This window comes from Microbacterium esteraromaticum (assembly GCF_017303215.1).
GTDB classification, from domain to species: domain Bacteria; phylum Actinomycetota; class Actinomycetes; order Actinomycetales; family Microbacteriaceae; genus Microbacterium; species Microbacterium esteraromaticum_C.
In genome coordinates this window covers 2,211,924-2,236,428 of sequence record NZ_JAEMWU010000001.1, presented here as the reverse complement: position 1 = coordinate 2,236,428, position 24,505 = coordinate 2,211,924, and the positions used below count along the sequence as shown (strand labels likewise).

Genomic DNA, 24,505 nt, shown 5'->3' with positions numbered 1-24,505 from the left:
CGTGGCGGACCACTATGAGGTTCTCGGGGTGTCGAAGGACGCTTCGCAGGATGAGATCAAGAAGGCTTACCGCAAGCTGGCGCGCCAGCTGCATCCGGATGTGAACCCGGGAGATGAGGCCGCCGAGCGGTTCAAGCTCGTCACGCACGCGTACGACGTGCTCAGTGACGAGGACTCCCGGCGACGCTACGACATGGGCGGAGATGCGAACGGCGGCTTCGGAGGGTTCGGCGGTTTCGGCGACATCTTCGAGACGTTCTTCGGTGGTGCCGGCGGTGGGCGCGGGGCACGACCCCGCTCGCGTCGCGAGCGCGGGCAGGACGCCCTGGTGCGGGTCGACCTCGACCTGGGCGACGTCGTCTTCGGAGTGCACCGCGATATCGAGGTCGACACGGCCGTGCTGTGCGAGACCTGCGAGGGTGCGTGCTGCCAGGCGGGGACATCGCCGGTCACGTGTGACGTGTGCGGCGGTAGCGGTCATGTTCAGCGTCAGGTGCGCAGCCTGCTCGGCAACGTCGTCACCACTCAGCCGTGCGGCAGCTGCGAGGGCTTCGGCACGACCATTCCCTACCCCTGCGGCTCGTGCGCCGGTCAGGGACGGGTGCGTTCGCGCCGCACGGTCGCGCTCGACATCCCCGCCGGGGTCGAGACCGGCCTGCGCCTGCAGCTGCCCGGATCGGGTGAGGTCGGCCGCGCGGGTGGGCCGAACGGCGACCTGTACGTCGAGATCTCGGTCGCCCCGCACCCGGTCTTCAGTCGGGAGGGCGACGACCTGCTCGCCACGCTTGAGGTCTCGGTGACGGATGCCATCCTCGGCACCACCACGACGATCGATAGTCTCGATGGCACCGTCGATCTCGAAGTGCGCGCCGGGGTGCAGTCCGGTGACGTGCTCACGATCAGCGGGCGCGGCATCACACCCCTGCGCGGAACCCAGCGCGGTGACCTGCGCGTCGGCGTGCAGGTGGTCACCCCGACCCGGCTCGACAGCGCGCAGCGACGCCTCATCGAGGAGTTCGCCAAGAAGACGAAGGCGCCGGCTCCCAAGCTCGCACAGTTCCAGCAGGGGCTGTTCTCGAAGCTGCGCGACCGCTTCCGCTCGCACTGATCTCAGAAACGGACCGACATGGCGCTGCACTTCATCGTCCCCTCGTGCTCCGAGGCCGGTGAGGGTGATCTGATCACCCTCACCGGTGCCGAGGCGAAGCACGCCTCGGCCGTGCGCCGCGTGCGGGTGGGAGAGCACATCACGATCGGTGACGGCACGGGCGTTTGGCTGGAGGGTTCCGTCGAGGATGTCTCGGCCGCCGAGGTCACCGTGCGCATCGCGTCGCGCATCACCAGTGAGCGACCCGCATCGCGGATCACCCTCGCTCAGGCGCTGGCCAAGGGCGATCGCGACGAACTCGCCGTGCAGACGGCATGCGAGCTCGGCGTCGACGAGATCGTGCCGTGGCAGGCGGCGCGCAGCGTCTCGCGTTGGGAAGGGGCGAAGATCGCCAAGGGGCGGGAACGCTGGGCGACGATCGTGCGCGAGGCCGCCAAGCAGGCGCATCGCGCCTGGGTCCCCGAGGTCGCCGAGCTGAGCAGCACCGCGCAGCTGGTCGCGCGCGCCGCTGAACATCGGATGCTGGTGCTCGACCCCACGGCGGACGTCCCGCTCACCGGCATCCGCGATGACGGTCGCGACATCATGCTCGTGGTCGGGCCGGAGGGTGGCATCAGCCCCGAGGAACTCGCGCGTTTCACGGATGCCGGCGCCGAGCGCGTGCGGCTGGGCGACACGGTGCTGCGCACCTCGACGGCAGGACCGGCGGCGATCGCTGTGCTTTCGGGGGTGCTCGGTCGCTGGTGAGCCGGTGTCCGTCGCCCGGGCCCCCAAACTAGACTGACTGATATGAGTGAACCCTCGATCTTCACGCGCATCCTGAACGGGGAGATCCCCGGTGAGTTCGTCGCCCGCACGGAACGGGTGTTCGCGATCCGCGACATCAACCCGCAGGCGCCGTTGCACGTGCTGGTCATTCCGGTGACCGAGCAGTACCGCGACGTCACCGAGCTCGCCGCCGGTGACCCCGGACTGCTCGCAGAGATGGTGGCCCTGGCCAAGCAGATCGCGGCGGAGCACGCGGGCGGCGAGTATCGACTGATCTTCAACAACGGCGCCACGGCCGGACAGACCGTTTTCCACGTCCACGCGCATGTGCTCGGCAACATCGAGGAGGGCAAGCTCGTTGGCTTCTGACGAACCGACACCCCAGTTCCCCGCTCAGCCCGAGCACACCGATCGCGTCTTCGTCGACGGTGTGGCGATGGTGCAGTTGCTCGGCCCGCAGGACCGTCTATTGCGGATGCTCGAGAAGCAGCATCCTCGGGTGCAGGTGATGGTGCGCGGCAATGAGATCGTGCTCGGCGGCGCCCGCGATGACGTCGCGTCGGCGCGTCGGCTCGTGGACGAACTGATCGAGATGACCCGCTCAGGCCATCAGCTCGCGCCCAGCGACGTGGAGCAGTCTGCTCGCCTGCTGCAGCGTTCTGACGGTCCCCGCCCGAGCGAGGTGCTCGGCGAGGCGATCCTGTCGACGCGTGGCCGCGTCATCCGTCCGAAGACGCTGGGGCAGAAAGAGTACGTCGACGCGATCGAAGAGAACACGATCGTGTTCGGCATCGGTCCCGCCGGAACCGGCAAGACCTACCTCGCGATGGCGAAGGCCGTGCAGGCGCTGCAGCGCAAGGAGGTGCAGCGGATCATCCTCACCCGGCCCGCGGTCGAGGCCGGGGAGCGTTTGGGGTTTCTGCCGGGCTCGCTCAACGACAAGATCGACCCGTACCTGCGCCCGCTGTACGACGCGCTCAACGAGATGATGGACCCCGAGGTGGTGCCCCGGCTGATGGCCACCGGTACCATCGAGGTCGCGCCGCTCGCCTACATGCGCGGGCGCACGCTGAACGACTCGTTCGTCGTGCTCGATGAGGCGCAGAACACGACGCCCGAGCAGATGAAGATGTTCCTGACCCGCCTCGGGTTCGGCACGAAGATGGTCGTCACCGGAGACATCACTCAGATCGACCTTCCGACGGGATCGTCCGGTCTACGGCTGGTGACCCGTGTGCTCAGCGACATCGATGACATTCACTTCTCGCGCCTGACCAGTGACGATGTTGTTCGGCACTCGCTGGTCGGACGTATTGTCGACGCCTACAGCGAGTACGACGAGAAACGCGTCGCCGAGCGTCACGAGCGCGAGCAGGCGCACCAGTTCGCCAACCGCGCCGACCGCCGCGGCGGCGCGCGCCAGAACCCCAGAGACCGGATGCCGAAGCGAGGCCTGTCATGATCGAGATCAACAACGAGTCGGCGATCGACGTCGACGAGACGGTGCTGCAGCGCCTCACCGACTTCAACCTCGCGCAGCTGAACGTCAGTCCGGACGCCGAGGTGGCAATCGTGCTGGTCGATGAGGGCGCGATGGAGTCCCTGCATGTGCAGTGGATGGATGAGCCCGGCCCCACGGACGTGCTCAGCTTTCCGATGGACGAGTTGCGCCCCGGTACTCCCGACAACCCGACTGCACCGGGACTGCTCGGTGACATCGTGCTGTGCCCGCAGGTCGCGGAGTCGCAGGCACAGACGGCCGGCCACACGCTGCAGGACGAGCTGATCCTGCTGACCACTCACGGGCTGTTGCACCTGCTGGGATTCGACCATGCCGAACCCGAAGAGGAGCGTGAGATGTTCGGGCTGCAGCGGTCGCTGATCGAAGGATTCGCTCAGGTCGAACGACGACGATGACCCCTGCCATTCTGCTGGCGGCCGCAGTTCTGCTGGTCGCCTTCGGCGGTCTCATGGCCGCGGTCGACGCCGCGTTCTCGGTGAGCTCTACCTCGGACCTCGAGTCGCTGGCCTCAGAGGGGCGCAACGCGTCAGCGTTGTCGCGCATCGCAGAGGACCCCGCCCCGCACGTCAATGCCGTGGCGTTCATGCGTGTGCTCGCCGAGACCACCGCCGCCGTGTTCGTCACCGTCGCGCTGGATGCGCTGCTGCCCAGTATCTGGTGGGCGATGCTCGCCGCGGCGGTTCTGATGACGGGGATCACGTTCGTGCTGGTCGGCGCGAGCCCGCGCTCGTTCGGCCGACTGCACGCGGCGTCGATGCTGCGGACGTGGGCGCCGGTCGTGCGTGGCATGCGCATTCTGCTGGGGCCACTCGCGCAGACCCTCGTCCGGGCCGGACAGCGCGTCACCCCGGGAGCGGGACGCACGTCGTTCGCGTCGGAGGAGCAGCTGCTGAGCATGGTCGACGAGGCCGCCTCGCATGATCTGATCGAGCAGGACGATCGCGACCTGATCCACTCGGTGTTCGAGTTCACCGATCAGGTGGTGCGCGCTGTGATGGTTCCGCGCACCGAGATGATGACGGTCGATGCGGCAACCACGGCGACCGAGGCCATGGCGCTGTTCCTGCGCACGGGGGTCTCGCGCATGCCTGTCGTCGATGGCGATGCCGATGACGTCGTCGGGGTGCTGTATCTGAAGGACCTCGTGCAGTTCGCGTACCGCGACGAGAGCGCCTGGCGCACCAGGCCCGTGCGGCCGATCGCCCGACCCGCCGTCTTCGTTCCCGAATCGATGCGTGCCGAGAGCCTGCTGCAGCAGATGAAGCGCGACGCCGTGCACGTGTGCATGGTCATCGACGAGCACGGTGGTGTGTCGGGGCTCGTCACGCTTGAGGACCTGATCGAGGAGCTCGTCGGTGAGATCGCCGACGAGTACGACCGCGGCCCCGCCGACTTCGTCGACCTCGGTGACGGGCGATTCCGGGTGAACTCGCGGTTGCCGCTCGAAGATGTCGGCGACCTCTTTGGGTTGGAGCTCGACGATGAAGACGTCGACTCGGTCGGCGGGCTGCTGGGCAAGGCGCTTGGTCAGGTGCCGCAGCCGGGTGCCACGGCGACCGTCAAGGGCCTGGTGCTGACCGGCGGCGCTTCGCGCGGCCGCGGCCGTGGCATCGCCACGGTGTTCGTGGAGCGGGCGCCGTACACGATGCCGATCGATGTGCGCGATGGAGGAGAACAGCATGACTGAGCAGACACGCAGTGGATTCGTGACGTTCGTGGGCCGGCCGAACGTCGGCAAGTCCACGCTCACCAACGCGCTGGTCGGTGAGAAGATCGCTATCACCAGCGAGAAGCCGCAGACGACTCGTCGGGCGATCCGCGGCATCGTCAACCGCCCCGACGGACAGCTGGTGATCGTCGACACGCCGGGCATCCACAAGCCGCGCACGCTGCTCGGTGAGCGGCTGAACGACCTCGTCGAGCAGGTGCTCGGCGACGTCGACGTGATCGGCTTCTGCGTGCCGGCGACCGAGAAGGTGGGCCCCGGCGATCGTCGCATCGCCGCGTCACTGGACGGCTACCCGCGGGCCAAGAAGGTCGCGATCGTCACGAAGACCGACGCCGCCGACAAGGACGACATCGTCGAACGTCTGATGGAGGTCGACTCGCTGCGCGAGGACTGGGCCGCGGTCATTCCGTTGTCGGCGCTCACCCGCGAGCAGCTCGATGTGCTCGCCGACGAGATGCTGCAGCTGATGCCGGTGGGCCCGCGGCTGTATGACGAGGGTGTGGTCACGGACGAGTCGACCGACGACCGCATCGCCGAGATGATCCGTGAGGCCGCGCTGGAGGGCGTGCGCGACGAGCTGCCCCACTCGATCGCCGTCGTGATCGACGACGTCGAGCCGCGTGAGGACTCCGATCTCACCGACGTGTATGCGTCGATCATCGTCGAGCGCGACAGCCAGAAGGCGATCATCATCGGGCACAAGGGCTCCCGCCTGCGATCCGTGGGCGCGACAGCCCGCGCAGGCATCGAGGAGCTGCTCGGCACGCGGGTGTTCCTGAAGCTGCACGTCAAGGTCGCGAAGGAATGGCAGCGCGACCCCAAGCAGCTCGGGCGCCTCGGCTTCTGAGACCGATGTCGATCGCGCACCGCTGGCTCGCGACGGATTGGGGACCGCCCGAGCACTGGCGGTTCGCACCGTTCACAGTGTCGGCGCCGAGGGCGGGCGAGGTGACGATCCGGGTGCGCGCGGCCGGCGTGAACCCTGCGGATGCCAAGCACGTCGCGCGTGCGCGGCCGGGTACGGAGCTGCCCGTCGCCATCGGGTACGAGGTCTCCGGGACGGTCATCGCCGTCGGGCCGGACACGCGAATCGTGACGGGACCGGTGACCGTCGGCGACGAGGTGATCGCGTTCCGTGTGCGTGGCGGCTACGCCACCGAGCTCACGGTGCCTGCCGAGAAAGTGCTGCGCAAACCGGCGCCGCTCAGCCACGCACAAGCCGCGAACCTGCTGCTGGCCGGGACCACGGCTGCAGAGATGCTGCACACGGTCGGCGCTCGAACGGGGGAGACGGTGCTTCTGCACGGTGCCTCCGGCGCCGTCGGTGTCAGCGTGCTGCAGCAGGCGGCGTTGCGTGGCATCCGCGTCATCGGCACGGCGCGCAGCGCCCGCCTCGAGACCGTGCGACGGTTCGGCGGGATCGCCATCGAGTACGGAGCGGGGCTCACCGACCGGATCGTCGCGTATCTGGCATCCGAGGGCATCGCCCGGATCGACGCCGCGCTCGATGCGGCGGGAACGGATGAGGCGATCGCGACGTCCTCGGCGTTGGTCGCCGATCCCGGCCGCGTCGTCACGATCGTGGCGCCCCGCGCGGCGTCAGAGCACGGTTTCCGAGCGATCGCGGGGTCGATGCCCGAGAGTGCGCGTTTCCGGGACGAGGCGCGGGCACCCCTCGTCGCACTGGCAGAAAGCCGCCGACTGACGGTACCGGTGGGGGCGGAGTTGCCGCTGGAACAGGCGCCAGAGGCGCACCGCATGCTCGCGGCAGGGAGCGTCGAGGGAAAGCTCGCGCTGATTCCGTGATCGCGAGGACACCTCCGTGGTGAGCAGAATGCGAAGTCGGATGCTACGATCGACGCATGCTCTTGGGCGGTCTGCTTCTTCTTAGCTGCCGCGGCGAGTCCTGATCTGACAGGCCTTCTCGTCGCGGCGTTCGTGTTGGCCTGACACACAACTCCTGACGAAGAAGAAGCCTCACCATGAAGAACACCCAGAAGCCCTCGTCGATGCCGGTCCACAAGTACCGGCCGTATCACGAGCAGATCGTCTTCGACCTGCCGGACCGCACCTGGCCCGGCAAGCGGATCACCGAAGCACCCCGCTGGTGCGCCGTCGATCTGCGCGACGGAAACCAGGCGCTGATCGACCCCATGTCGCCCGAACGCAAGCGGGTGATGTTCGAGCTGCTGGTCAGCATGGGCTACAAAGAGATCGAGGTCGGTTTTCCCTCGGCCAGCCAGACCGACTTCGACTTCGTGCGCCAGCTGATCGAAGAGAGGCTGATCCCGGATGACGTGACCATCCAGGTGCTGACGCAGGCGCGCGAGCACCTGATCGCGCGCACCTACGAGTCGATCGCGGGCGCCAAGCAAGCCATCGTGCACTTCTACAACTCCACGAGCGTGCTGCAGCGCGAGGTCGTCTTCCGGTCCGACCGTGAGGGCGTCAAGCAGATCGCGCTGGAGGGCGCCCGCCTGTGCCGTCAGTACGAGAAGACGATCCCCGGCACCGAGGTCTACTACGAGTACTCGCCCGAGAGCTACACCGGCACCGAACTGGAGTACGCCGTCGAGGTGTGCAACGAAGTACTCGAGATCCTGGAGCCGACGCCCGACCGCAAGGTGATCATCAATCTGCCGGCCACGGTCGAGATGGCGACGCCGAATGTCTATGCCGACTCGATCGAGTGGATGCACCGTCACCTGGCACACCGAGAGAACGTGATTCTGTCGCTGCACCCGCACAACGACCGAGGCACCGCGGTCGCGGCCGCCGAACTGGGTTACCTCGCCGGTGCAGATCGGATCGAGGGCTGCCTGTTCGGCAACGGTGAGCGCACCGGAAACGTCGATCTCGTCGCGCTGGGCATCAACATGTTCACGCAGGGTGTCGACCCGCAGATCGACTTCAGCGACATCGACAACGTCAAGCGCACCGTCGAATACTGCAACCAGCTGCCGGTACCCGAGCGCAGCCCGTGGGCGGGCGACCTGGTGTTCACCGCGTTCAGCGGCTCGCATCAGGATGCCATCAAGAAGGGCTTCGAGGCGATGGCCGCGAAGGCCGCGGCTGAGGGCGTCACGGTCGACGACATCGAGTGGGCCGTGCCATACCTGCCGATCGACCCGAAGGACCTGGGACGCTCGTACGAAGCCGTCATCCGGGTCAACTCGCAGTCCGGCAAGGGTGGCGTCGCGTACCTGCTGAAGGCCGACCACGCACTGGATCTGCCGCGCAAACTGCAGATCGAGTTCTCGGGGGTCGTGCAGGCCAAGACCGACGCCGAGGGTGGCGAGGTCACCAGCGAGCAGATCTGGTCGATCTTCCACGACGAGTACCTGCCGGCCGACGACGCCGAAGCCAAGTGGGGCCGGTTCGAACTGCTCGGCACCCAGACCCGCAGCGACATGACCGGCGATGTGTCGCTGGACGTGGTGCTGCGTGATGGCGACGAGTCGGTCGCGACCGCCGGCACTGGCAATGGCCCGATCGCGGCGTTCATCGAGGTGCTGCGCGAGCGCGGCTTCGAGATCTCGCTGTACGACTACGTCGAGCACACGATGTCCAGCGGGGGCGACGCTCAGGCGGCGGCCTACGTCGAACTGCAGGTCGGCGACCAGCGGCTGTGGGGCGTCGGCATCGACGGCGACATCTCGACGGCGAGCCTGAAGGCGATCGTCTCGTGCGTGAACCGTTCCATTCGTAGCCGCGAGACGGCACCGGAGCTCGCAGCGGTCTGACGCGGCCCCGAGGACGCTGACGCCTGATGTCGGGGGAGCGGGGGATAATCGAGAGGTGCCCACCTATCGAGACGAAGCGGTGATCCTGCGCACCCACAAGCTGGGTGAGGCGGACCGCATCGTCACGATGCTCTCCCGACGTCACGGCAAGATCCGCGCGGTCGCCAAGGGCGTGCGGCGCACGTCGTCGAAGTTCGGCTCCCGCCTGGAGCCGTTCATGGTCGCCGATGTGCAGCTGTACCAGGGGCGCACGCTCGATATCGTGCAGCAGGCCGAATCGCTCGGTGCGTACGGTGCCGATATCGCCGTCGACTACGAGCGGTTCACCGCGGCCAGTGCAATGGTCGAGGCCGCCGACCGGTTGAACGAGGCCGAGGCGACGACCGAGCAGTACCTGCTGCTCGTCGGCGGCCTCCGCTCACTTTCGCGGGGAGAGCACGTGGCGCGCAGCATCCTCGATTCTTATCTGCTGCGGGTCATGGCGCTGTCGGGCTGGGCGCCCGCACTCGATCACTGCGCCCGCTGCGCTGCACCTGGTCCGCATGCGTTCTTCGGCGCACAACTGGGCGGATCGGTGTGCGCGGCATGCGCCCCGGCCGGCAGTCCGCAGATCCCGGGCACGGCCCTCGCCCTGTTGCGCGCGCTGATGGGTGGGGACTGGACGCTGGTCGACGCGGCCGCGCACACCGATCTCGCTGCGGCATCCGGCACCGTCGCCGCGTATGCCCAATGGCACCTCGAACGTGGCATCCGCTCGCTCGAACACGTGACTCGGCCGCCCCACGCGGTCTCCCGTCCCCTATCGACCCCGCAAGGAGCCCGGTGAGTCCCAAGCCGTACACCCATAAGGACGCCGTGCCGTTCCGCCCGCTCGACTGGACGGGAGTGCAGCCGCCTGCGTTCCCCGCCGTGCCGAACCATGTCGCCGTCGTCATGGACGGCAACGGCCGATGGGCCAACCGCCGGGGCCTCAACCGCATCGAGGGGCACAAGGCGGGGGAGGAAGTACTGCTCGACGTGGTCGCCGGTGCCATCCAGGCCGGTGTGAAGCATCTGTCGGTGTACGCGTTCTCGACCGAGAACTGGGCGCGTTCGCCCGAAGAGGTGCGGTTCCTGATGGGGTACAACCGCGACGTGCTGCACCGGCGGCGTGACCAGCTCAACGAATGGGGTGTGCGGGTGCGCTGGGCCGGTCGCAAGCCGCGGCTGTGGGGGTCGGTGATCAAAGAGCTTCAGTTCGCCGAGCAGCTCACTCGCGACAACGACGTGCTCACACTCACGATGTGCGTCAACTACGGCGGGCGCGTCGAACTCATCGACGCCATGCGCGCGATGGCCGAGGACGTCAAAGCCGGGCGCCTCAAGCCCAGCGCGATCACCGAGAAGCAGCTGCGCAAGCACCTCTACGTGCCCGAGATGCCCGACGTCGACCTGTTCCTGCGCAGCTCGGGCGAGCAACGCACCTCGAACTTCCTGCTGTGGCAGTCGGCATACGCCGAGATGGTGTTCCTCGACACGCTCTGGCCCGACTTCTCGCGCGAAGAGCTGTGGCGTGCGATCGGCGTCTACCTGTCGCGCGACCGCCGCTTCGGGGGCGCGATCGACACCCCCGACGCCACAAACTGAGGCCTTACCGGCCGAGGCGCCCCAGCCAGCGCTCGGTCTCTGTCGGATGCCCGAGACGCACGAACGTCAGATGCGGAAAGCGCGCCTCGTGCCCCGGCATCCGCTCCCGCCACACATCACGGGTCTTCGTCTGCCACCGCAGCACGTTCTCTTCGGGCGTGGTCGTCGTCGCCAGCCGCCAGATGCTCGGCTCGCGATTGCCGTTCCACAGCTCGCGGCGCAGGATGCTGCGGGCGAGCGTCCGGCGCCACAGGCGTGCGCGCACCAGGCGATCCGGATAGTCCAGCCACACGCACAGGTCGGCGCGGGGAGGCAGGATCTCACTGACACCCTTCGACGTGTACTGCCATTCACTCACCCACCGCTCGGAGGCTGCGAAGGCGCGGACATCGTCGAGGAACTCGGGCCGCGGCGTCCACTCGGGGCCGTGATGCAGGGCGTCGAGTTCGTACCGGGGAAGTTCCAGCAACCGGCTCATGCGCGTGACGAGCGTCGTCTTGCCCGCACCCGAGACGCCGCAGACGAGCACCCGCGATGGGCGGAAGGGCAGGACGTCATCGCAGGTGAGCACCTGTAGATGCTAGACGAGGAATACACGCGACATGCATGCGGTTGGATGAGAACGTGAGCGAACCCATCTCTATCGACATCTGGTCCGACATCGCCTGCCCCTGGTGCTACATCGGCAAGCGCAATCTTGAAGCGGGCGTTGCGGCGACCGCGTCCGACGAGGACGCCCCGCAGGTCAACATCACCTTCCACTCGTTCGAGCTGGCCCCCGATACCCCGGTCGACTTCGACGGCGACGAGATCGACTTCCTCTCCGGACACAAAGGCATGCCGCGTGAGCAGGTCGAACAGATGCTGGCGCACGTCACCGATGTGGCGGCCCAGGCCGGCCTGCAGTACCGCTTCGATCTGCTGCAGCACACCAACACCGTCAAGGCCCACGAGGTACTGCACTTCGCCAAGAGCAAGGGACTCCAGCACGAGATGGAGGAGCGTCTGATGTCGGCCTACTTCACCGAGGGGCGCCACGTCGGACGCATCGACGATCTCGTCGCGCTCGCTGTCGAGGTCGGCCTCGATGAGGACGAGACCCGCACTGCGCTGGAGTCGAACGCGCACCTCGACGACGTGCGCGCCGACCAGGCGCAGGCACGCGCCTACGGCATCAACGGCGTGCCGTTCTTCGTGATCGACGGTCAGTACGGCGTCTCGGGGGCTCAGCCGGCCGAGACCTTCGCCAACGTCCTGCGCGATCTGTGGGCCAAGCGCGGCGTCGAGACGCCGGTCGCCTGACGCCGACCTGATCAGCGGACGAGCGCTGCCTCGATCGCCGCGACGATCTCGGGGGAATCCGGCTTCTGCTTCGGGCGGAACCGCTGCACGGCGCCGTCGGGTGCGACGAGGAACTTCTCGAAGTTCCAGCTCACGCGCCCGGCGGAGCCCTCGGCGTCGGGAGTCTGCTTGAGCGCCTTGTAGAGGTCGGCGGCGTTCTTGCCGTTGACCTTCACCTTCTCGTTCACCGGGAACGAGACGCCGTAGGTGGTGGAGCAGAAGTCGAGGATCTGCTCCATCGATCCCGGCTCCTGACCCAGGAACTGGTTGCACGGGAATCCCAGTACCGTGAAGCCGCGGTCGGCGTACTCACGCTGCAGCTGCTCGAGCTGCGCGTACTGCGGTGTCAGACCGCACTTCGACGCCACATTGACCACGAGCACCACGTCGGCGCCCACGTCATCGAGGGTCCGCTCCGCTCCGGAAGCATCGACGAACGGGATCTGACGCACAGGAAGATCACTCATATCCACAGCCTATGTCTGTGCGGACCGGCACAGGCGCGGTCTGGGACAATGGAAGGGATATGACTGCTGCCACTGCCCCCGCGACCGCCCTGCGCATCGGCCCGATCGAACTCGACGTGCCGGTCGTCCTGGCGCCCATGGCCGGGATCACGAACACCGCGTTCCGCAGGCTGTGCCGTGAGTACGGTGCTGGCCTGTACGTCAGCGAGATGATCACCTCGCGCGCACTCGTCGAACGCAACGCGATCACGATGCGGCTGATCCAGCACCACGAGTCGGAGACGCCGCGTTCGATCCAGCTCTACGGCGTCGACCCCGGCACCATCGCCGAAGCTGTGCGGATCATCGTCGCCGAAGACCACGCCGACCACATCGATCTGAACTTCGGATGCCCGGTACCCAAGGTCACCCGCAAGGGCGGTGGCGCCGCGTTGCCGTGGAAGATCGGTCTGTTCTCGGACATCGTCGACCAGGCCGTCAAGGCCGCCGGCTCGGTGCCGTTGACGGTGAAGATGCGCAAGGGCATCAACGACGACCACCTCACGTTCCTCGAGGCGGGGCGCGCGGCCGAGGACGCCGGTGCCGCCGCCGTGGCGCTGCACGCGCGCACCGCTTCGCAGTACTACTCCGGGCACGCCGACTGGAATGCCATCGGTGAGCTCAAGCAGACCGTCACCAGCATCCCCGTGCTCGGCAACGGTGACATCTGGTCGGCCGATGACGCCGTGCGGATGCTGGCGCAGACCGGCGCCGACGGCGTGGTCGTCGGCCGCGGATGCCTGGGGCGACCCTGGCTGTTCGGCGAACTCGCCGCGGCGCTCGGCCCGAAGGACGCGGTGACGGCACCGCCGGTCGATGCGACCCTGCAGTTCGTGGCATCCGCCTTCCGGCGCCACGCCGAACTGCTCGTGGAGTTCTTCGAAGACGAGGACCGCGGATGCAAGGACGTGCGCAAGCACGTCGCCTGGTACTTCAAGGGATACCCCGTCGGTGGTGAGCTGCGCGCGGCGCTGGCGAAGGCATCGACGCTGCAGGAGATCGATGATCTGCTCGGTACGCTCGGCGATGCACCGTACCCCGGCGTCGGCGCCGAGGGGCAGCGCGGACGCGCCGGTTCGCCGAAGCGCACGGCACTGCCCGAGGGATGGCTCGATTCGCAGGAGATCGGCGAGGGCATCGGAGAGATGATGCGCGGAGCGGAGACCGAGAACGATGGCGGCTGACTCCTCATCAGCACCGGTGGGACACACGGCCGGCGGGTACACGGGCGCTGATACGGAACGCTTCTTCGCCGAGACGCACCGCTCCGAGCGTGATCACTTCTCACGCGACCGCGCCCGGGTACTGCACTCCGCCGCGTTGCGCCGCCTGGCGGCCAAGACACAGGTGTTGAGCCCCGCGAGCACCGCCGATTTCGCCCGCAACCGGCTGACGCACTCGCTGGAAGTCGCGCAGGTCGGCCGCGAGCTGGCCGCGGCGCTGGGCGTCTCGGCCGACGTGGTCGACACGGCCTGCCTCAGCCACGATCTCGGGCATCCACCCTTCGGACACAACGGCGAGCGCGCGCTGAACGAGTGGGCGGAGCCGATCGGCGGTTTCGAGGGCAACGCCCAGTCGTTGCGTATTCTGACGCGGCTCGAGGCGAAGGTGCTCGATGATCGTGAGCACTCCGTCGGGCTCAACCTGACCCGGGCGACGCTCGACGCGACGTGCAAGTACCCGTGGACCGTGGATGAGCCGATGCCCGATCCGGGCGGACGTCTGAAGTTCGGTGTGTATCCCGAGGACGAGGCCGTCTTCCGGTGGATGCGCGCCGACGCCCCCGGGCGCATGCGGTGCGTTGAGGCCGAGATCATGGACCTCTCGGACGACATCGCCTATTCGGTGCACGACTTCGAGGACGCGATCGTCAACGGCTACGTCGACGTCGCTCAGCTCTCTGATCCCGTCGAGCACCACCCGCTGGTCGGGCGCATCCAGCAGTGGGTCGGATACGACTTCACGCGCGAGGAACTCGCCGATGCGCTGTACCGGCTGACCCGGCAGCCGATGTGGTTGAAGTCCTTCGATCGTTCGCGCCGAGACCTGGCGAAGCTGAAGAACCTGACCAGCGACCTGATCGGCCGGTTCGCTCGGGCTGCGGTGACCGCGACGCGGGAGGCCTATCCCGGAAGCACGCTGGCGCGCTACAGTGCGCACGTGGTCGTACCGCGTGTCGTCGAAGCCGAGATCGCCGTTCTCAAGGGCATCATGGGGCAGGCCATCGTGACCCTCGACGCCCGCCGTGGCGTCTACAAGGAGCAGCGGCGTGTTCTCGTGCGGTTGGCGGATGCGCTGTGGTCGACTGACGCGCTCTGGTCGGCGGGAGCCGATGTGCTCGAACCCGCTTTCGAGGCGGATTTCCTCGCCGCAACGTCGGATGCCGAACGTGCCCGCGTCGTGGTCGATCAGGTCGCCAGCCTCACCGACCAGACCGCCGTCGACTGGCATAACCGGCTGGTCGGCGAGATCGATCCGGCCGAGGTCGGAATCTGGACGCCGCGCCACGCCCGCCCGGGCGGGCACCGTCATCCGCATCCCCAGCCTCAGGTGGTCGTTGAAGGAGCGCGCTGATGCCGCGCATTCTTCAGGCGGACGTCGAAGAGGTCAAGACGCGAACGAACATCGCTGACATCGTCGGCGAGCGCGTCGCCCTCAAGTCGGCCGGGGTGGGTTCCATGAAGGGGCTGTGCCCCTTCCACGACGAGAAGAGTCCCAGCTTCCACGTCCGTCCCCAGGTCGGCTACTACCACTGCTTCGGCTGCGGCGCCTCGGGAGACGTGTACTCGTTTCTGCGCGAGATGGACCACGTCAGCTTCACCGAGGCGGTTGAGCGGCTCGCGGCACGCATCGGGTACTCGCTGCATTATGAGGACGGCGGTGCTGCGCCCGAGAGCAGCGGACGCAGCCGTCTGTATGCGGCGAACTCGGCGGCGGGGGAGTACTTCCGCTCGCAGCTGCTGAGCCCGGAGGCGGAGACGGCGAGGCGGTTCCTGGGCGAGCGCGGCTTCGACGCCGGTGCGGCGGCGCACTTCGGCGTCGGATATGCCCCGCGCGGCTGGGAGAACATGCTCAAGGCGCTGAGCGCGCAGGGCTTCACCCGTGATGAACTGACGGCGGCGGGACTGGTCTCTGCCGGTCAGCGCGGCGTGTACGACCGATTCCGTGGGCGTCTGGTGTGGCCGATCCGTGACGTCACCGGGCAGACCATCGGCTTCGGCGCGCGCAAGCTGTACGACGACGACCAGGGGCCGAAGTACCTGAACACCCCCGAGACGCCGATCTACAAGAAGGCGCAGGTGCTGTACGGACTCGATCTGGCAAAGCGCGACATCGCGCGCGGCGACCCGCGCCGGGTGGTCGTCGTCGAGGGGTACACCGACGTGATGGCCTGTCACCTGGCCGGGGTGACGACGGCGATCGCCACCTGCGGCACGGCGTTCGGCGCCGAGCACATCAAGGTGCTGCGCCGGGTGATGGGTGATGACTCGGCTGCCGGCGAGGTCGTCTTCACCTTCGATGGTGACGAGGCCGGTCAGAAGGCCGCGCTGCGTGCCTTCTCGGAGGACTCCCGCTTCACGGCCCAGACGTTCGTGGCGGTCGCTCCCGACGGTCTGGACCCGTGCGATCTGCGCTTGCAGCGCGGGGATGCCGCCGTGCGCGGCCTGATGGACGCCAAGGTGCCGATGTTCGAGTTCGCGATCGACCGTAAGCTCGCCGCCTACGACCTCGCCACCGTGGAGGGGCAGGTCGGCGCGCTGCGCGCCGCGGCACCGATCGTCGCCGAGATCCGTGATGAGCTGCTTCGGCCGGGGTACGAGCGCGTGCTGGCGCGCCGTTTGGGCATGGACCCGACGTCCGTGCACCAGCAGGTGCAGCGCGCTGCACGTGGCGGCCGCGAGGCGCCGCACGTGCGGTCCGAGCCGGTGGCATCCGCACCCGACGGCGATGCGACGGCGCCGGTGCGCCTGCGCGACTTGCCGCGCACCGCCGAGGTCGCGCTTGAACGGGATGCGCTGATGGGCGTACTGCAGTACGGCCACCGTATCGATCCCGCCCTGCTGGCGCGGGCGCTCACCGAGCCGTTCCGAAACCCGGCGCTGGAGGCGGTGCGCCAGTCGGTGGCATCCGTCGCTGATCGCGCGCGCGTCGGCTGGGCGACGGGAGCGGCGGATGCCGTGCGCGAGCCCTATCGTGCGCTGGCCGGCGAACTCCTGATGATGCCGTTCCCTGCACGGGATGAGGCGGGTGCGCTCGCCTCGGCGACGGATATGTGTCGTCGGCTGATCCTGCGCAGCATCGAACGCGAGAAGCACGAGCTCCTGGGAGCCGTTCAGCGGGTACCCGCGGACTCGGAAGGCGGTCGGGCGCTGCGGATGCGCCTGCGTGATGTCGACGCGGAGCGACTGCAGTTCATCGAAACGTGACGGCGACCGCGTGAACCGGGCAGGATGGAGACATGCCTGCCGACAGTGACGCCGCGATCGACTGCCATGACCTCGTCATCGATCGGATCGGGCACGGCGGCACCACCCGTGCCGTCGACGGCGTGACATTCACTCTGCAGCCGGGTGAGCTGATGTGCATCGGCGGTTCGACCGGATCGGGCAAGTCGTCGCTGGTGACTGCGCTGGCGGGCATGGGGGACGCCTCGCTCAAGGTCGCCGGCGGGCGTGCCGAGGTGTGCGGGGTGAACGTGCGTCGGCCCGGGCGCCGACGTCGCGTGCTGACAGCACTCACCGGATTCGTGCCGCAGGGGGCGGGCGGGTCGTTGCCGCCGCGCCTCACGGTCGGCGAGGCGATCTCGGAGCCGGTCACCTCGCGCGAGAAGAAGGTCAACAGTCGGGCACTCGCGATGCGCGTCGCGGCGCTGCTCGACGAGCTGCACCTGCCGCTGGGAATGGCGACGAAGTTTCCGTATGAGCTCAGCGCAGGCATGCGCCAGCGCGTCGCGATCGCTCGCGCACTGATGCTCGAACCCCACGTGCTCATCGCCGACGAACCCCTCGCGAACCTCGATCTGGAGGTCCGCCCGGTGGTCTTCGGCGCGATCACCCGGCGCCGAACCGAGCGCGCGATGGCGGCGCTGATGGTGACCAACGACGCCGACTTCATTCGCGAGCTCGATGCGGAGACCCTGATCCTGCGTGGCGGTCACGTGGTCGCTCGAGGCGTCGGACGCAACCTGCTGTGGTCGCCGGATGCGGAGCCGAACGGAGCGCGCTGACACGCCACGCCCGGGCGGTGGCCCGTGTTCGGAGAGGCCGTGGGAGTTTGCTAAGCTAGACGAGTTGCCCGCGCAGCGAGCACATTCCCCTGTAGCTCAATTGGCAGAGCAGCCGGCTGTTAACCGGCAGGTTGTTGGTTCGAGTCCAACCGGGGGAGCAACAGAGAAGAGCCCCGTCCTCAGGACGGGGCTCTTCTGCGTGTTCCGCGTGGTCCGACGCGTGTGGTGTGGGGTCCGGTCGGCCCCGCACCACGCGGTACGTCCTAGAGCATCTCGGCGCGCAGCTGCTCGGGCGACTTCGGCGAGAGCAGCCCCGGGGCGACGTCGAACGGTGTCTTCGCGCCATGATCGCCGGATGCCGCCAGCCGGGCGGCCGCGCGGGCGTAGGCGACGAGAACGCTGGCCGTGAACTCGGGGTTCGACTCCAGGGCGAGACGGTAGTCGATCGTCTGCGTGGTGCCGGCGGACGTCTCAGCGCTGCGGATCACGAAGCCGCCGTGGGGGACACCCGCGTGATTCGTTGCGAGCTCCTCCGTCGAGATGAAGGTCACCGTCGTGTCGTACGGTTCGAAGTAGTCCGGCATCGTCACGATGGCCTCGCGCACAGCATCCGCGTCCGCACCCTCGGCGAGCACGACGAAGCACTCACGCGTGTGCTTGTCGCGCGTGGACAGCTCGGGGCGGGCCCCCGAGCGCACACGCTCGATCGCGTCGTCCGAGGGGATCGTGTACTGCACGCCGGCCGCGACGCCGGGAACTCGACGGATCGCGTCGGAGTGCCCTTGGCTGAGCCCCCGCCCCCAGAACGTGTAGGTCTCGCCCTGCGGCAGGATGGCCTCGCCGTACAGGCGCTGCAGCGAGAACAGCCCGGGATCCCAGCCGGTCGAGATGATCGCCGTGGTGCCGGCGCCGCGTGCCGCGGCGTCGACGGCGGCGAAGTGCTGCGGGATGCGCGCGTGGGTGTCGTAGCTGTCGACGACCGTGAAAGCGGATGCCAACGCCGGCGTCTGCTCAGGCAGGTCAGACTTCGAGCCACCGCACAAGATCAGCACGTCGATCTCATCGCGCATGCCGTCAAGGGCTTCCAGGCCGTGCACGGCCGTCGTCTCGGCCAGTGGGCGAACCGTCGCCGGGTCGCGGCGGGTGAAGACGCCGACGAGGTGCATGTCGGGTGTCAGCGTGAGCGCGGTCTCAACCCCTCGACCGAGATTTCCGTAGCCGACGATGCCGATGCGTGTGCGCGCAGTCATGGGTGCCTCTTCGAGAGTTCGGGGGAGCGGGGGGAGTCCCTCCAAGCCTAGAGGGAGCGCCCCCGCCGTCTGCGCGGCGTGACGCCGCGCGGAGTCAGCGCGCGGCGCCGGCGAGCGTGCCCGTGACCTGGCCCTCGGGGTCCCAGATCACGCACTGCACGATGCGGTCGTCCGCCTGCTCCCACGTTCCCTGCGTCGGGTAGATGGCGAAGAACTCCAGCGCGGATTCCTCCCAGGGCATCCCGACGAAGTCGCCGAACGATTCCACGCAGTAGGTCTCGGCTTCGGCCTGGATGGCCTCGACGCCAGGGAAGTCGCCGTCGGCCATCGCGAACTCGTCGTAGACCTCTTCATCGTGCGGCTCATCGCACGGGACGACGGTGGTGTCGAGGATCTCGCCGCTCTGGTCCTCCATCTTGCAGTCGCCGACCTGGAGGTTGAAGATGCCGATCTCGGAGGAGGACTGCACGCTGCCGGCTCCGTCACGGTCTGCCTCGCCGGTGAGCATGCTCGCGATGTCGGACGGCAGGCTGCAACCGGTGAGCGCGATCGCCAGTGCTCCCGTCGCGGCAACGGTCCCGATCGTACGGCGGGTGCCCGTGGTGGCCATGATGAGTTCCTCCTCGAAGTGGGGTGCGGGTGCGAACGCACCCGAAGGAGGAACCTAGTCAGTGAACCAGCTGAGAGTCAACTTTGTGCTCTCTGTGAGCGAGGCGATTACGCGCCCTCGAGATCGTCCACTCCGGGCATCCAGCTGTGCCCACCGCGGATCCAGCCGCGCTTGCGTGCGATCTTCTGCGCGGTCTTCCAATCGCTGTCAGAGAGCCGATCGACGTACAGCACACCGTCGAGGTGATCGAACTCGTGCTGCATGATGCGCGCGCGCCAGCCGTCGACCTCGATGCGCACCGGCGCACCCTCAAGGTCAGTCCCGGTGACCAGGACGCGATCCGAGCGCCGCAACGGGAAGCGCTCGCCGGGGAACGACAGGCATCCCTCAGCCTCCTCATCCGGATCGGGTGAGCCGGGTTCGAGCGGGGTCATCCACAGCGTCGGATTGATGATCTCGCCGCGCCACGGCTGGTCGTCGTCATCCACGTACGAGTACACGTAGATACGCAACGCGACCCCGACCTGCGGGGCGGCGAGCCCGACTCCGGGGGCGAGGTCCATCGTCTCGTACATGTCGGCGACGAGCGTGCGGATCTCATCGGTCACCGCGGTCACCTCACCCGCGGGAGAGTGCAGAACAGGGTCGCCCATGATACGGATCGCAAGAACAGCCACGGCACAACCCTACTTGCTCACCTGCGCCCGATAAGGTGAGACAGTGCAAAACGGGGTGGGTTTCGCAGTCGATGTCGGCGATCAGCTGGTCGGCGTCTTCGCCAACCCCGGGCTGTTGATGGGCATCCCGTTGGCCCTGGCGGGTGCGGTGTTCATGTCGCTGGGTGCGCAGTACCAGCACCGCGGCGTCGAGAAGGTCGAGCGCATCACCGGTGTCGAGGGCACGACAGGTCTGAGTTCGGCTCAGTTGAAGGCGTTGCTGACCCGGCCGTCGTGGCTCATCGGAACGCTGATGCTCGGGCTGGCGATCGTGTGCCAGCTCAGTGCGATCGCCATCGCCCCGCTGATCGTGGTGCAGCCGCTCGGCGCCGTCGCGCTCGTCGTCACCACACTGCTGAACGCCCGCATCTCGGGGCACTCGCCGACCAGGCAATCGCTGATCGCGATCGCCGCATGTATCGGCGGCATCTTCCTGTTCGTCAGCCTGGCGGCGCTCTACGCCACGGAACGCCCCATCCGTGATCAGGATCTCTTCATGATCCTGACCATCCTGCTCCTGGTCATCATCGTCTTCGGCGCAGGATGGCTCATCCTGCGCCATCGCATGCGCGCGATGTTCTACGTCACCGGCGCTGGTGTGCTCTACGGTTTCGTCGCCACACTCGCCAAAGCGGTCATCAGTCGTATCCAGGCGCAGAACTTCGACTGGCTGACCGTCGCCTGCCTGATCGCCCTCATCGCCGCTGCCGCGGTCGGCGCCTACTTCGTGCAGACCGCGTACAGCTCGGGGCCGCCCGATCTCGTCATCGCCGGACTCACCGTCATCGATCCGATCGTCGCCGTGCTGATCGGCGCCCTGGTGCTCGGTGAGGCCGACGCCGCGCCGGTGTGGGTGCTGATCATGTTCGTGGTCGCCGGGGCGATCGCCGTATGGGGCGTGTTCGGGCTGGCCCGCTACCACCCCCAGGTGCTCAGTGAGAGCCAGGAACTCGGGATCACCCGCGGCAGCGGCCCGGCACCGGGCGCCGACTCACCCGGTGCAGAGCCTGCGCAGCGCGGCGAGGCCCGCGCACAGCGCAGGCCGGATGACGGTGACGCGCCGCTCGGAACGTAGTCCGTTCTCAGTAGTCGCGATCGATCAGATCCGGTGAGACCTCTGCCGCGGCCGCTTCGTCGACGAAGAACACGGTGCGCCGTTGGCCCTTGGCGCCTGCGGCCGGCACACCGGCATAGCTCGCTCCCGCAAGTGCGAGGCCCAGTGCCGATGCCTTGTCGGCACCGGTCAGCACAAGCCATACGCGCTTGGAGGCGTTCAGCACAGGGCGCGTGAGCGTGATCCGTTCGGCCGGCGGTTTGGGCGAGTCGCGCACCGGCAGGACAGCGGCATCGGTGACGGTCACCTCGGGACGGTCCGGGAACAGCGAGGCGATGTGCCCGTCCGGGCCGACGCCGAGGAAGCACACCGCGAAGGACGGCCATGCCGTGTCATCCGTGCTGAATCGTGCGAGCTCTTCGGCATAGGCCCGCGCGGCCTCGTCGAGCGTCAGGCCGTCCGACGGGGCTGCGGCCTCGTGGATGTTCTGGGCGGGAACCGGGATCCGGTTCAGCAGCGCATTGCGTGACTGCAGCGAGTTGCGGTCGGCGCTGTCGCGCTCGACGAAGCGCTCGTCGCCCCACCAGAAATGCACCAGCGACCAGTCGATGTCGGCCACGCGCGCATCCGCCGCGGTCGCTGCCAGCACCGCCCCGCCCATCGAGCCTCCTGTGAGACAGACATGGGCGAGACGGCCGTTGCGCGTGCGCGCGATGAGCCGGGTCAGGAAGCGATCCGCGACGCGCGTCGCGAGCGCCGCGGGCGTGGGTTCCACCACCACGGTCTTGGTCGTTCCCTGCACCTTCATCGGTTCACTCTCCTCGCTCGGGCGGACCGAGGTGCGACCAGCCCTCGGTGATGACTCGACCGTAGAGCAGATCGGCATCCAACCGACGCAGCTCCTCGGCGAGGCACTCCCGCACCGTACGGCGCGGAAGATGCAGTTCGTGGTCGGGCTGTCCCGGCTGGGTCAGGATCGCGACGGCCGCCGACGGACGCTCCAGCAGGATGTCACCGGACGCGCGCGACAGCCGCACCGATTTGATCCCCTCCTGCCAGTCATCCGGATGCTCGTAAGACCAGGACACCGGTACGTCGAGCGCCATCTGCAGCCAGGCCGCGAGCAGCGCCGTCGAGGGCGATGCCGCGGCGCCGCGCACCTCGACGGCGGTGACCGGCTCGAACGGCGGCTGATCGAGAACGGCAGCCAGCTGCTCGCGCCAGTGCGTAAGCCGAGTCCAGGCGAGATCGGTGTCACCGGGGGAATGCGTGCGCCCCAGCAGTGAGAGCCGGTCCCGCACGTCGGTGGTCGTGGCGGCGTCGGTGATGCGCCGCTGCGCCATGCGTCCCAGCGGCGAAGCTGCGGCATCCGTCGGTGCCTCATCCGGCCACCACACGACGACGGGTGCGTCGGGCAACAGCAGACCGGTGACGAGGCTCTCGGCGTTGCTTGCGGCGTCGCCGTAGGCACGCAGCACGACCACCTCGCTCGCACCGGCGTCGCCGCCGACGCGGATCTGCGCATCCAGTCGTGCCGTGCCCTCGGTCGTGGTCACGACGATGACGCGCATCGGATGCTCGCGCGAGGCGTCGTTGGCGGCGACGATGGCCGCCTCGGCGACACCGCTGCCTGCGGCGATGATCAGCGTCAGGACCCGGCCCAGTGCGACGGCTCCGCCGTCTTCACGCACCTTCTCGAGCTGCTTGGCGACCTGGCTGACCGTCGTGTCGGAAAGGTCGATGATCACGGGCGTCTCCAGACTCGTCCGTCGCGGGCAAGAAGGGCGTCGGCGGACTCGGGTCCCCAGGAGCCAGGTGCGTACTGCTCGGGCGGCGTATCCAAGCTCGCCCAGTACTCCTCGATCGGGTCGAGGATCTTCCACGACAACTCGACCTCTTCGTGCCGCGGGAACAGCGGCGGGTCGCCGAGCAGCACGTCGAGGATAAGGCGCTCGTACGCCTCAGGGCTGGCCTCGGTGAACGCGTGACCGTAGCCGAAGTCCATCGTCACATCGCGTACCTGGGTGCCGGCGCCCGGCACCTTCGAACCGAATCGGATGGTGACGCCCTCGTTGGGCTGCACGCGGATCACCAGAGCGTTCTGCCCGTGCTCGGAGGTGCGTCCCAGCAGGTGCTGTGGGGCGCGCTTGAACACGACGGCGATCTCGGTCACCCGACGGCCCAGACGCTTGCCCGTCCGCAGGTAGAACGGCACGCCCGCCCAGCGTCGCGTGGCGATCTCAAGCTTGAGGGCCGCGTACGTCTCGGTGTGCGACTGCGGGTTCATGCCGTCCTCTTCGAGGAAGCCGTTGACCTTCGCGCCGCCCTGCCAACCGCCGGCGTACTGTCCGCGCGCCGCGGCGAGCGAGAGATCCTCGGGCAGCTGAACCGCCTCGAGCACCTTCTCCTTCTCGGCGCGCAGGTGCTCGGCCGACATGCTGATCGGCTCTTCCATCGCGGTGAGCGCCAGCAGTTGCAGCAGGTGGTTCTGGATCACATCACGCGCCGCGCCGATGCCGTCGTAGTAACCGGCGCGGCCACCCACACCGATGTCCTCGGCCATGGTGATCTGCACGTGGTCGATGTGGTTGCGGTTCCACAGCGGTTCGAAAAGCTCGTTCGCGAAGCGCAGCGCGAGGATGTTCTGCACCGTCTCCTTGCCGAGGTAGTGATCGATGCGGAAGATCGAGTCGGCCGGAAACGCCACCTCCAGCGCCTCATTCAGGGCGCGCGCGGATTCCAGGTCGTCTCCGAACGGCTTCTCGATCACGACGCGCCGCCAGCACGAGTCGTCATCCTCGTCGTCACCGACGAGTCCCGAGTCCTTCAGCTGACGCGCGACGGTGGGGAAGTCCTTCGGCGGGATCGACAGGTAGAACGCGTGGTTGCCCATCGTGCCGCGTTCGACATCGAGCTTCTCGACGGTCTCACGCAGGCGGCGGAACGCGTCGGGATCGTCGAACGTGCCCTGTACGAACCGGATGCCCTGCAGAAGCTGCTGCCAGGTCTCTTCACGGAACTCGGTGCGCGCGTGCTGCCGCACCGCTTCGCGTACGACTTCGGCGAAGTCCTGGTCCTCCCAGTCGCGTCGGGCGAAGCCGACCAGCGCGAATCCCGGTGGCAACAGGCCCCGGTTCGCGAGGTCGTACACGGCGGGCATGAGCTTCTTGCGCGACAGGTCGCCGGTGACCCCGAAGATCACCAGCGCGCTGGGGCCGGCGATGCGGCTCAGTCGGCGATCATCGGGGTCGCGGAGCGGATTGCGTCCGCGGGAGATGGGGACAGTCATCGGTGGGGGATATCTC

General features: G+C 68.0%; 25 protein-coding genes and 1 tRNA gene. 18 read left to right on the top strand and 8 right to left on the bottom strand.

The window, feature by feature from the left end:
• Window position 1: 1 nt before the first annotated feature.
• The 11 genes from dnaJ (at window position 2) to JF543_RS10275 (ending at window position 10,496) form a co-directional block, all read left to right on the top strand.
• Complete coding sequence (gene dnaJ, locus JF543_RS10325; RefSeq protein ID WP_206823982.1) at window positions 2–1,108, top strand: molecular chaperone DnaJ; 1,107 nt, start codon at window positions 2–4, stop codon at window positions 1,106–1,108.
• A gap of 18 nt (window positions 1,109–1,126) precedes the next feature.
• Window positions 1,127–1,855 (top strand): 16S rRNA (uracil(1498)-N(3))-methyltransferase, encoded by a 729-nt coding sequence (locus tag JF543_RS10320; protein ID WP_179410627.1) that lies wholly within the window; start codon window positions 1,127–1,129, stop codon window positions 1,853–1,855.
• A 42-nt stretch (window positions 1,856–1,897) separates the two neighbouring features.
• Entirely contained in the window at window positions 1,898–2,245 is a 348-nt protein-coding gene (locus tag JF543_RS10315; protein ID WP_179410628.1) for an HIT domain-containing protein, read from the top strand.
• A gap of 67 nt (window positions 2,246–2,312) precedes the next feature.
• Entirely contained in the window at window positions 2,313–3,338 is a 1,026-nt protein-coding gene (locus JF543_RS10310) for a PhoH family protein (RefSeq protein ID WP_224818008.1), read from the top strand.
• Window positions 3,335–3,793: an rRNA maturation RNase YbeY gene (ybeY, locus tag JF543_RS10305; RefSeq protein ID WP_179410630.1), complete on the top strand. Its 459-nt coding sequence runs from the start codon at window positions 3,335–3,337 to the stop codon at window positions 3,791–3,793. Before JF543_RS10310 ends, ybeY begins: the two co-directional genes overlap by 4 nt.
• Window positions 3,790–5,085 carry a hemolysin family protein gene (locus JF543_RS10300; protein ID WP_179410631.1) on the top strand — a complete coding sequence of 432 codons (1,296 nt, stop codon included), beginning with the start codon at window positions 3,790–3,792 and terminating at the stop codon, window positions 5,083–5,085. Before ybeY ends, JF543_RS10300 begins: the two co-directional genes overlap by 4 nt.
• Entirely contained in the window at window positions 5,078–5,974 is an 897-nt protein-coding gene (gene era, locus JF543_RS10295; RefSeq protein WP_206549663.1) for a GTPase Era, read from the top strand. The genes JF543_RS10300 and era overlap by 8 nt, the downstream gene beginning before the upstream one ends.
• A gap of 5 nt (window positions 5,975–5,979) precedes the next feature.
• Window positions 5,980–6,933, top strand: a complete 954-nt coding sequence (locus JF543_RS10290) for an NADP-dependent oxidoreductase (protein WP_206823981.1) — start codon at window positions 5,980–5,982, stop codon at window positions 6,931–6,933.
• Between the two features lie 176 nt (window positions 6,934–7,109).
• Window positions 7,110–8,870: a 2-isopropylmalate synthase gene (gene leuA / locus JF543_RS10285; protein ID WP_179410634.1), complete on the top strand. Its 1,761-nt coding sequence runs from the start codon at window positions 7,110–7,112 to the stop codon at window positions 8,868–8,870.
• 55 nt (window positions 8,871–8,925) lie between these two features.
• A complete protein-coding gene (gene recO / locus JF543_RS10280) occupies window positions 8,926–9,696 on the top strand; it encodes a DNA repair protein RecO (protein ID WP_179410635.1) in 771 nt (256 codons plus the stop codon).
• On the top strand, window positions 9,693–10,496 hold the full coding sequence (locus JF543_RS10275; RefSeq protein WP_206823980.1) for an isoprenyl transferase: 804 nt from the start codon (window positions 9,693–9,695) through the stop codon (window positions 10,494–10,496). The genes recO and JF543_RS10275 overlap by 4 nt, the downstream gene beginning before the upstream one ends.
• Before the next feature lie 4 nt (window positions 10,497–10,500).
• Here JF543_RS10275 and JF543_RS10270 read toward each other — a convergent pair whose 3' ends face one another.
• Complete coding sequence (locus tag JF543_RS10270) at window positions 10,501–11,067, bottom strand: AAA family ATPase (protein WP_206823979.1); 567 nt, start codon at window positions 11,065–11,067, stop codon at window positions 10,501–10,503.
• Window positions 11,068–11,120: 53 nt separating this feature from the next.
• Here JF543_RS10270 and JF543_RS10265 point away from each other — a divergent pair, with 53 nt between their 5' ends.
• On the top strand, window positions 11,121–11,798 hold the full coding sequence (locus JF543_RS10265) for a DsbA family protein (protein ID WP_206823977.1): 678 nt from the start codon (window positions 11,121–11,123) through the stop codon (window positions 11,796–11,798).
• Window positions 11,799–11,809: 11 nt separating this feature from the next.
• On the opposite strand, the gene JF543_RS10260 is transcribed toward JF543_RS10265, so the two are convergent.
• Entirely contained in the window at window positions 11,810–12,304 is a 495-nt protein-coding gene (locus JF543_RS10260) for a glutathione peroxidase (RefSeq protein ID WP_179410639.1), read from the bottom strand.
• Window positions 12,305–12,363: 59 nt separating this feature from the next.
• Here JF543_RS10260 and dusB point away from each other — a divergent pair, with 59 nt between their 5' ends.
• The 5 genes from dusB to JF543_RS10235 all read left to right on the top strand — a co-directional run bounded on the left by dusB (window position 12,364) and on the right by JF543_RS10235 (window position 17,728).
• Window positions 12,364–13,527 (top strand): tRNA dihydrouridine synthase DusB, encoded by a 1,164-nt coding sequence (dusB, locus tag JF543_RS10255; protein WP_179410640.1) that lies wholly within the window; start codon window positions 12,364–12,366, stop codon window positions 13,525–13,527.
• Complete coding sequence (locus JF543_RS10250) at window positions 13,517–14,917, top strand: deoxyguanosinetriphosphate triphosphohydrolase (RefSeq protein ID WP_206823975.1); 1,401 nt, start codon at window positions 13,517–13,519, stop codon at window positions 14,915–14,917. The genes dusB and JF543_RS10250 overlap by 11 nt, the downstream gene beginning before the upstream one ends.
• A complete protein-coding gene (gene dnaG, locus JF543_RS10245) occupies window positions 14,917–16,770 on the top strand; it encodes a DNA primase (RefSeq protein WP_206820397.1) in 1,854 nt (617 codons plus the stop codon). Before JF543_RS10250 ends, dnaG begins: the two co-directional genes overlap by 1 nt.
• 32 nt (window positions 16,771–16,802) lie before the next feature.
• Complete coding sequence (locus JF543_RS10240; protein ID WP_179410643.1) at window positions 16,803–17,570, top strand: ATP-binding cassette domain-containing protein; 768 nt, start codon at window positions 16,803–16,805, stop codon at window positions 17,568–17,570.
• 85 nt (window positions 17,571–17,655) lie between these two features.
• Window positions 17,656–17,728, top strand: a tRNA-Asn gene (locus tag JF543_RS10235).
• Between the two features lie 105 nt (window positions 17,729–17,833).
• Here JF543_RS10235 and JF543_RS10230 read toward each other — a convergent pair.
• The 3 genes from JF543_RS10230 to def form a co-directional block, all read right to left on the bottom strand.
• The gene (locus tag JF543_RS10230; RefSeq protein ID WP_206823973.1) at window positions 17,834–18,820 is read right to left on the bottom strand and encodes a diaminopimelate dehydrogenase; all 987 of its coding nucleotides are present in this window, start codon (window positions 18,818–18,820) and stop codon (window positions 17,834–17,836) included.
• Window positions 18,821–18,914: 94 nt separating this feature from the next.
• Complete coding sequence (locus JF543_RS10225) at window positions 18,915–19,430, bottom strand: septum formation family protein (RefSeq protein ID WP_206823971.1); 516 nt, start codon at window positions 19,428–19,430, stop codon at window positions 18,915–18,917.
• Between the two features lie 107 nt (window positions 19,431–19,537).
• The gene (gene def, locus JF543_RS10220) at window positions 19,538–20,107 is read right to left on the bottom strand and encodes a peptide deformylase (protein WP_206549672.1); all 570 of its coding nucleotides are present in this window, start codon (window positions 20,105–20,107) and stop codon (window positions 19,538–19,540) included.
• A gap of 118 nt (window positions 20,108–20,225) precedes the next feature.
• On the opposite strand from def, the gene JF543_RS10215 reads away from it, so the two are divergent.
• A complete protein-coding gene (locus JF543_RS10215) occupies window positions 20,226–21,221 on the top strand; it encodes a multidrug DMT transporter permease (RefSeq protein ID WP_242519696.1) in 996 nt (331 codons plus the stop codon).
• 7 nt (window positions 21,222–21,228) lie between these two features.
• On the opposite strand, the gene pgl is transcribed toward JF543_RS10215, so the two are convergent.
• The 3 genes from pgl to zwf are packed head-to-tail and all read right to left on the bottom strand — an operon-like array spanning window position 21,229 to window position 24,489.
• Window positions 21,229–22,008 carry a 6-phosphogluconolactonase gene (gene pgl, locus JF543_RS10210; protein ID WP_179410647.1) on the bottom strand — a complete coding sequence of 260 codons (780 nt, stop codon included), beginning with the start codon at window positions 22,006–22,008 and terminating at the stop codon, window positions 21,229–21,231.
• A 4-nt stretch (window positions 22,009–22,012) separates the two neighbouring features.
• Window positions 22,013–22,948: a glucose-6-phosphate dehydrogenase assembly protein OpcA gene (locus JF543_RS10205; protein ID WP_179410648.1), complete on the bottom strand. Its 936-nt coding sequence runs from the start codon at window positions 22,946–22,948 to the stop codon at window positions 22,013–22,015.
• Complete coding sequence (gene zwf / locus JF543_RS10200; RefSeq protein ID WP_179410649.1) at window positions 22,945–24,489, bottom strand: glucose-6-phosphate dehydrogenase; 1,545 nt, start codon at window positions 24,487–24,489, stop codon at window positions 22,945–22,947. The genes JF543_RS10205 and zwf overlap by 4 nt, the downstream gene beginning before the upstream one ends.
• Window positions 24,490–24,505 lie beyond the last annotated feature (16 nt).

Bases quoted from the DNA above. Each gene is read 5' to 3' on its own strand.
- JF543_RS10260 (WP_179410639.1), bottom strand. From the start codon at position 12,304: ATGAGTGATCTTCCTGTGCGTCAGATCCCGTTCGTCGATGCTTCCGGA.
- zwf (WP_179410649.1), bottom strand. From the start codon at position 24,489: ATGACTGTCCCCATCTCCCGCGGACGCAATCCGCTCCGCGACCCCGAT.
- JF543_RS10320 (WP_179410627.1), top strand. From the start codon at position 1,127: ATGGCGCTGCACTTCATCGTCCCCTCGTGCTCCGAGGCCGGTGAGGGT.
- ybeY (WP_179410630.1), top strand. From the start codon at position 3,335: ATGATCGAGATCAACAACGAGTCGGCGATCGACGTCGACGAGACGGTG.
- JF543_RS10240 (WP_179410643.1), top strand. From the start codon at position 16,803: ATGCCTGCCGACAGTGACGCCGCGATCGACTGCCATGACCTCGTCATC.
- JF543_RS10250 (WP_206823975.1), top strand. From the start codon at position 13,517: ATGGCGGCTGACTCCTCATCAGCACCGGTGGGACACACGGCCGGCGGG.
- leuA (WP_179410634.1), top strand. From the start codon at position 7,110: ATGAAGAACACCCAGAAGCCCTCGTCGATGCCGGTCCACAAGTACCGG.
- pgl (WP_179410647.1), bottom strand. From the start codon at position 22,008: ATGAAGGTGCAGGGAACGACCAAGACCGTGGTGGTGGAACCCACGCCC.
- JF543_RS10230 (WP_206823973.1), bottom strand. From the start codon at position 18,820: ATGACTGCGCGCACACGCATCGGCATCGTCGGCTACGGAAATCTCGGT.
- JF543_RS10215 (WP_242519696.1), top strand. From the start codon at position 20,226: ATGGGCATCCCGTTGGCCCTGGCGGGTGCGGTGTTCATGTCGCTGGGT.
- era (WP_206549663.1), top strand. From the start codon at position 5,078: ATGACTGAGCAGACACGCAGTGGATTCGTGACGTTCGTGGGCCGGCCG.
- dnaG (WP_206820397.1), top strand. From the start codon at position 14,917: ATGCCGCGCATTCTTCAGGCGGACGTCGAAGAGGTCAAGACGCGAACG.
- dusB (WP_179410640.1), top strand. From the start codon at position 12,364: ATGACTGCTGCCACTGCCCCCGCGACCGCCCTGCGCATCGGCCCGATC.
- JF543_RS10315 (WP_179410628.1), top strand. From the start codon at position 1,898: ATGAGTGAACCCTCGATCTTCACGCGCATCCTGAACGGGGAGATCCCC.
- JF543_RS10290 (WP_206823981.1), top strand. From the start codon at position 5,980: ATGTCGATCGCGCACCGCTGGCTCGCGACGGATTGGGGACCGCCCGAG.
- JF543_RS10310 (WP_224818008.1), top strand. From the start codon at position 2,313: ATGGTGCAGTTGCTCGGCCCGCAGGACCGTCTATTGCGGATGCTCGAG.
- JF543_RS10225 (WP_206823971.1), bottom strand. From the start codon at position 19,430: ATGGCCACCACGGGCACCCGCCGTACGATCGGGACCGTTGCCGCGACG.
- JF543_RS10300 (WP_179410631.1), top strand. From the start codon at position 3,790: ATGACCCCTGCCATTCTGCTGGCGGCCGCAGTTCTGCTGGTCGCCTTC.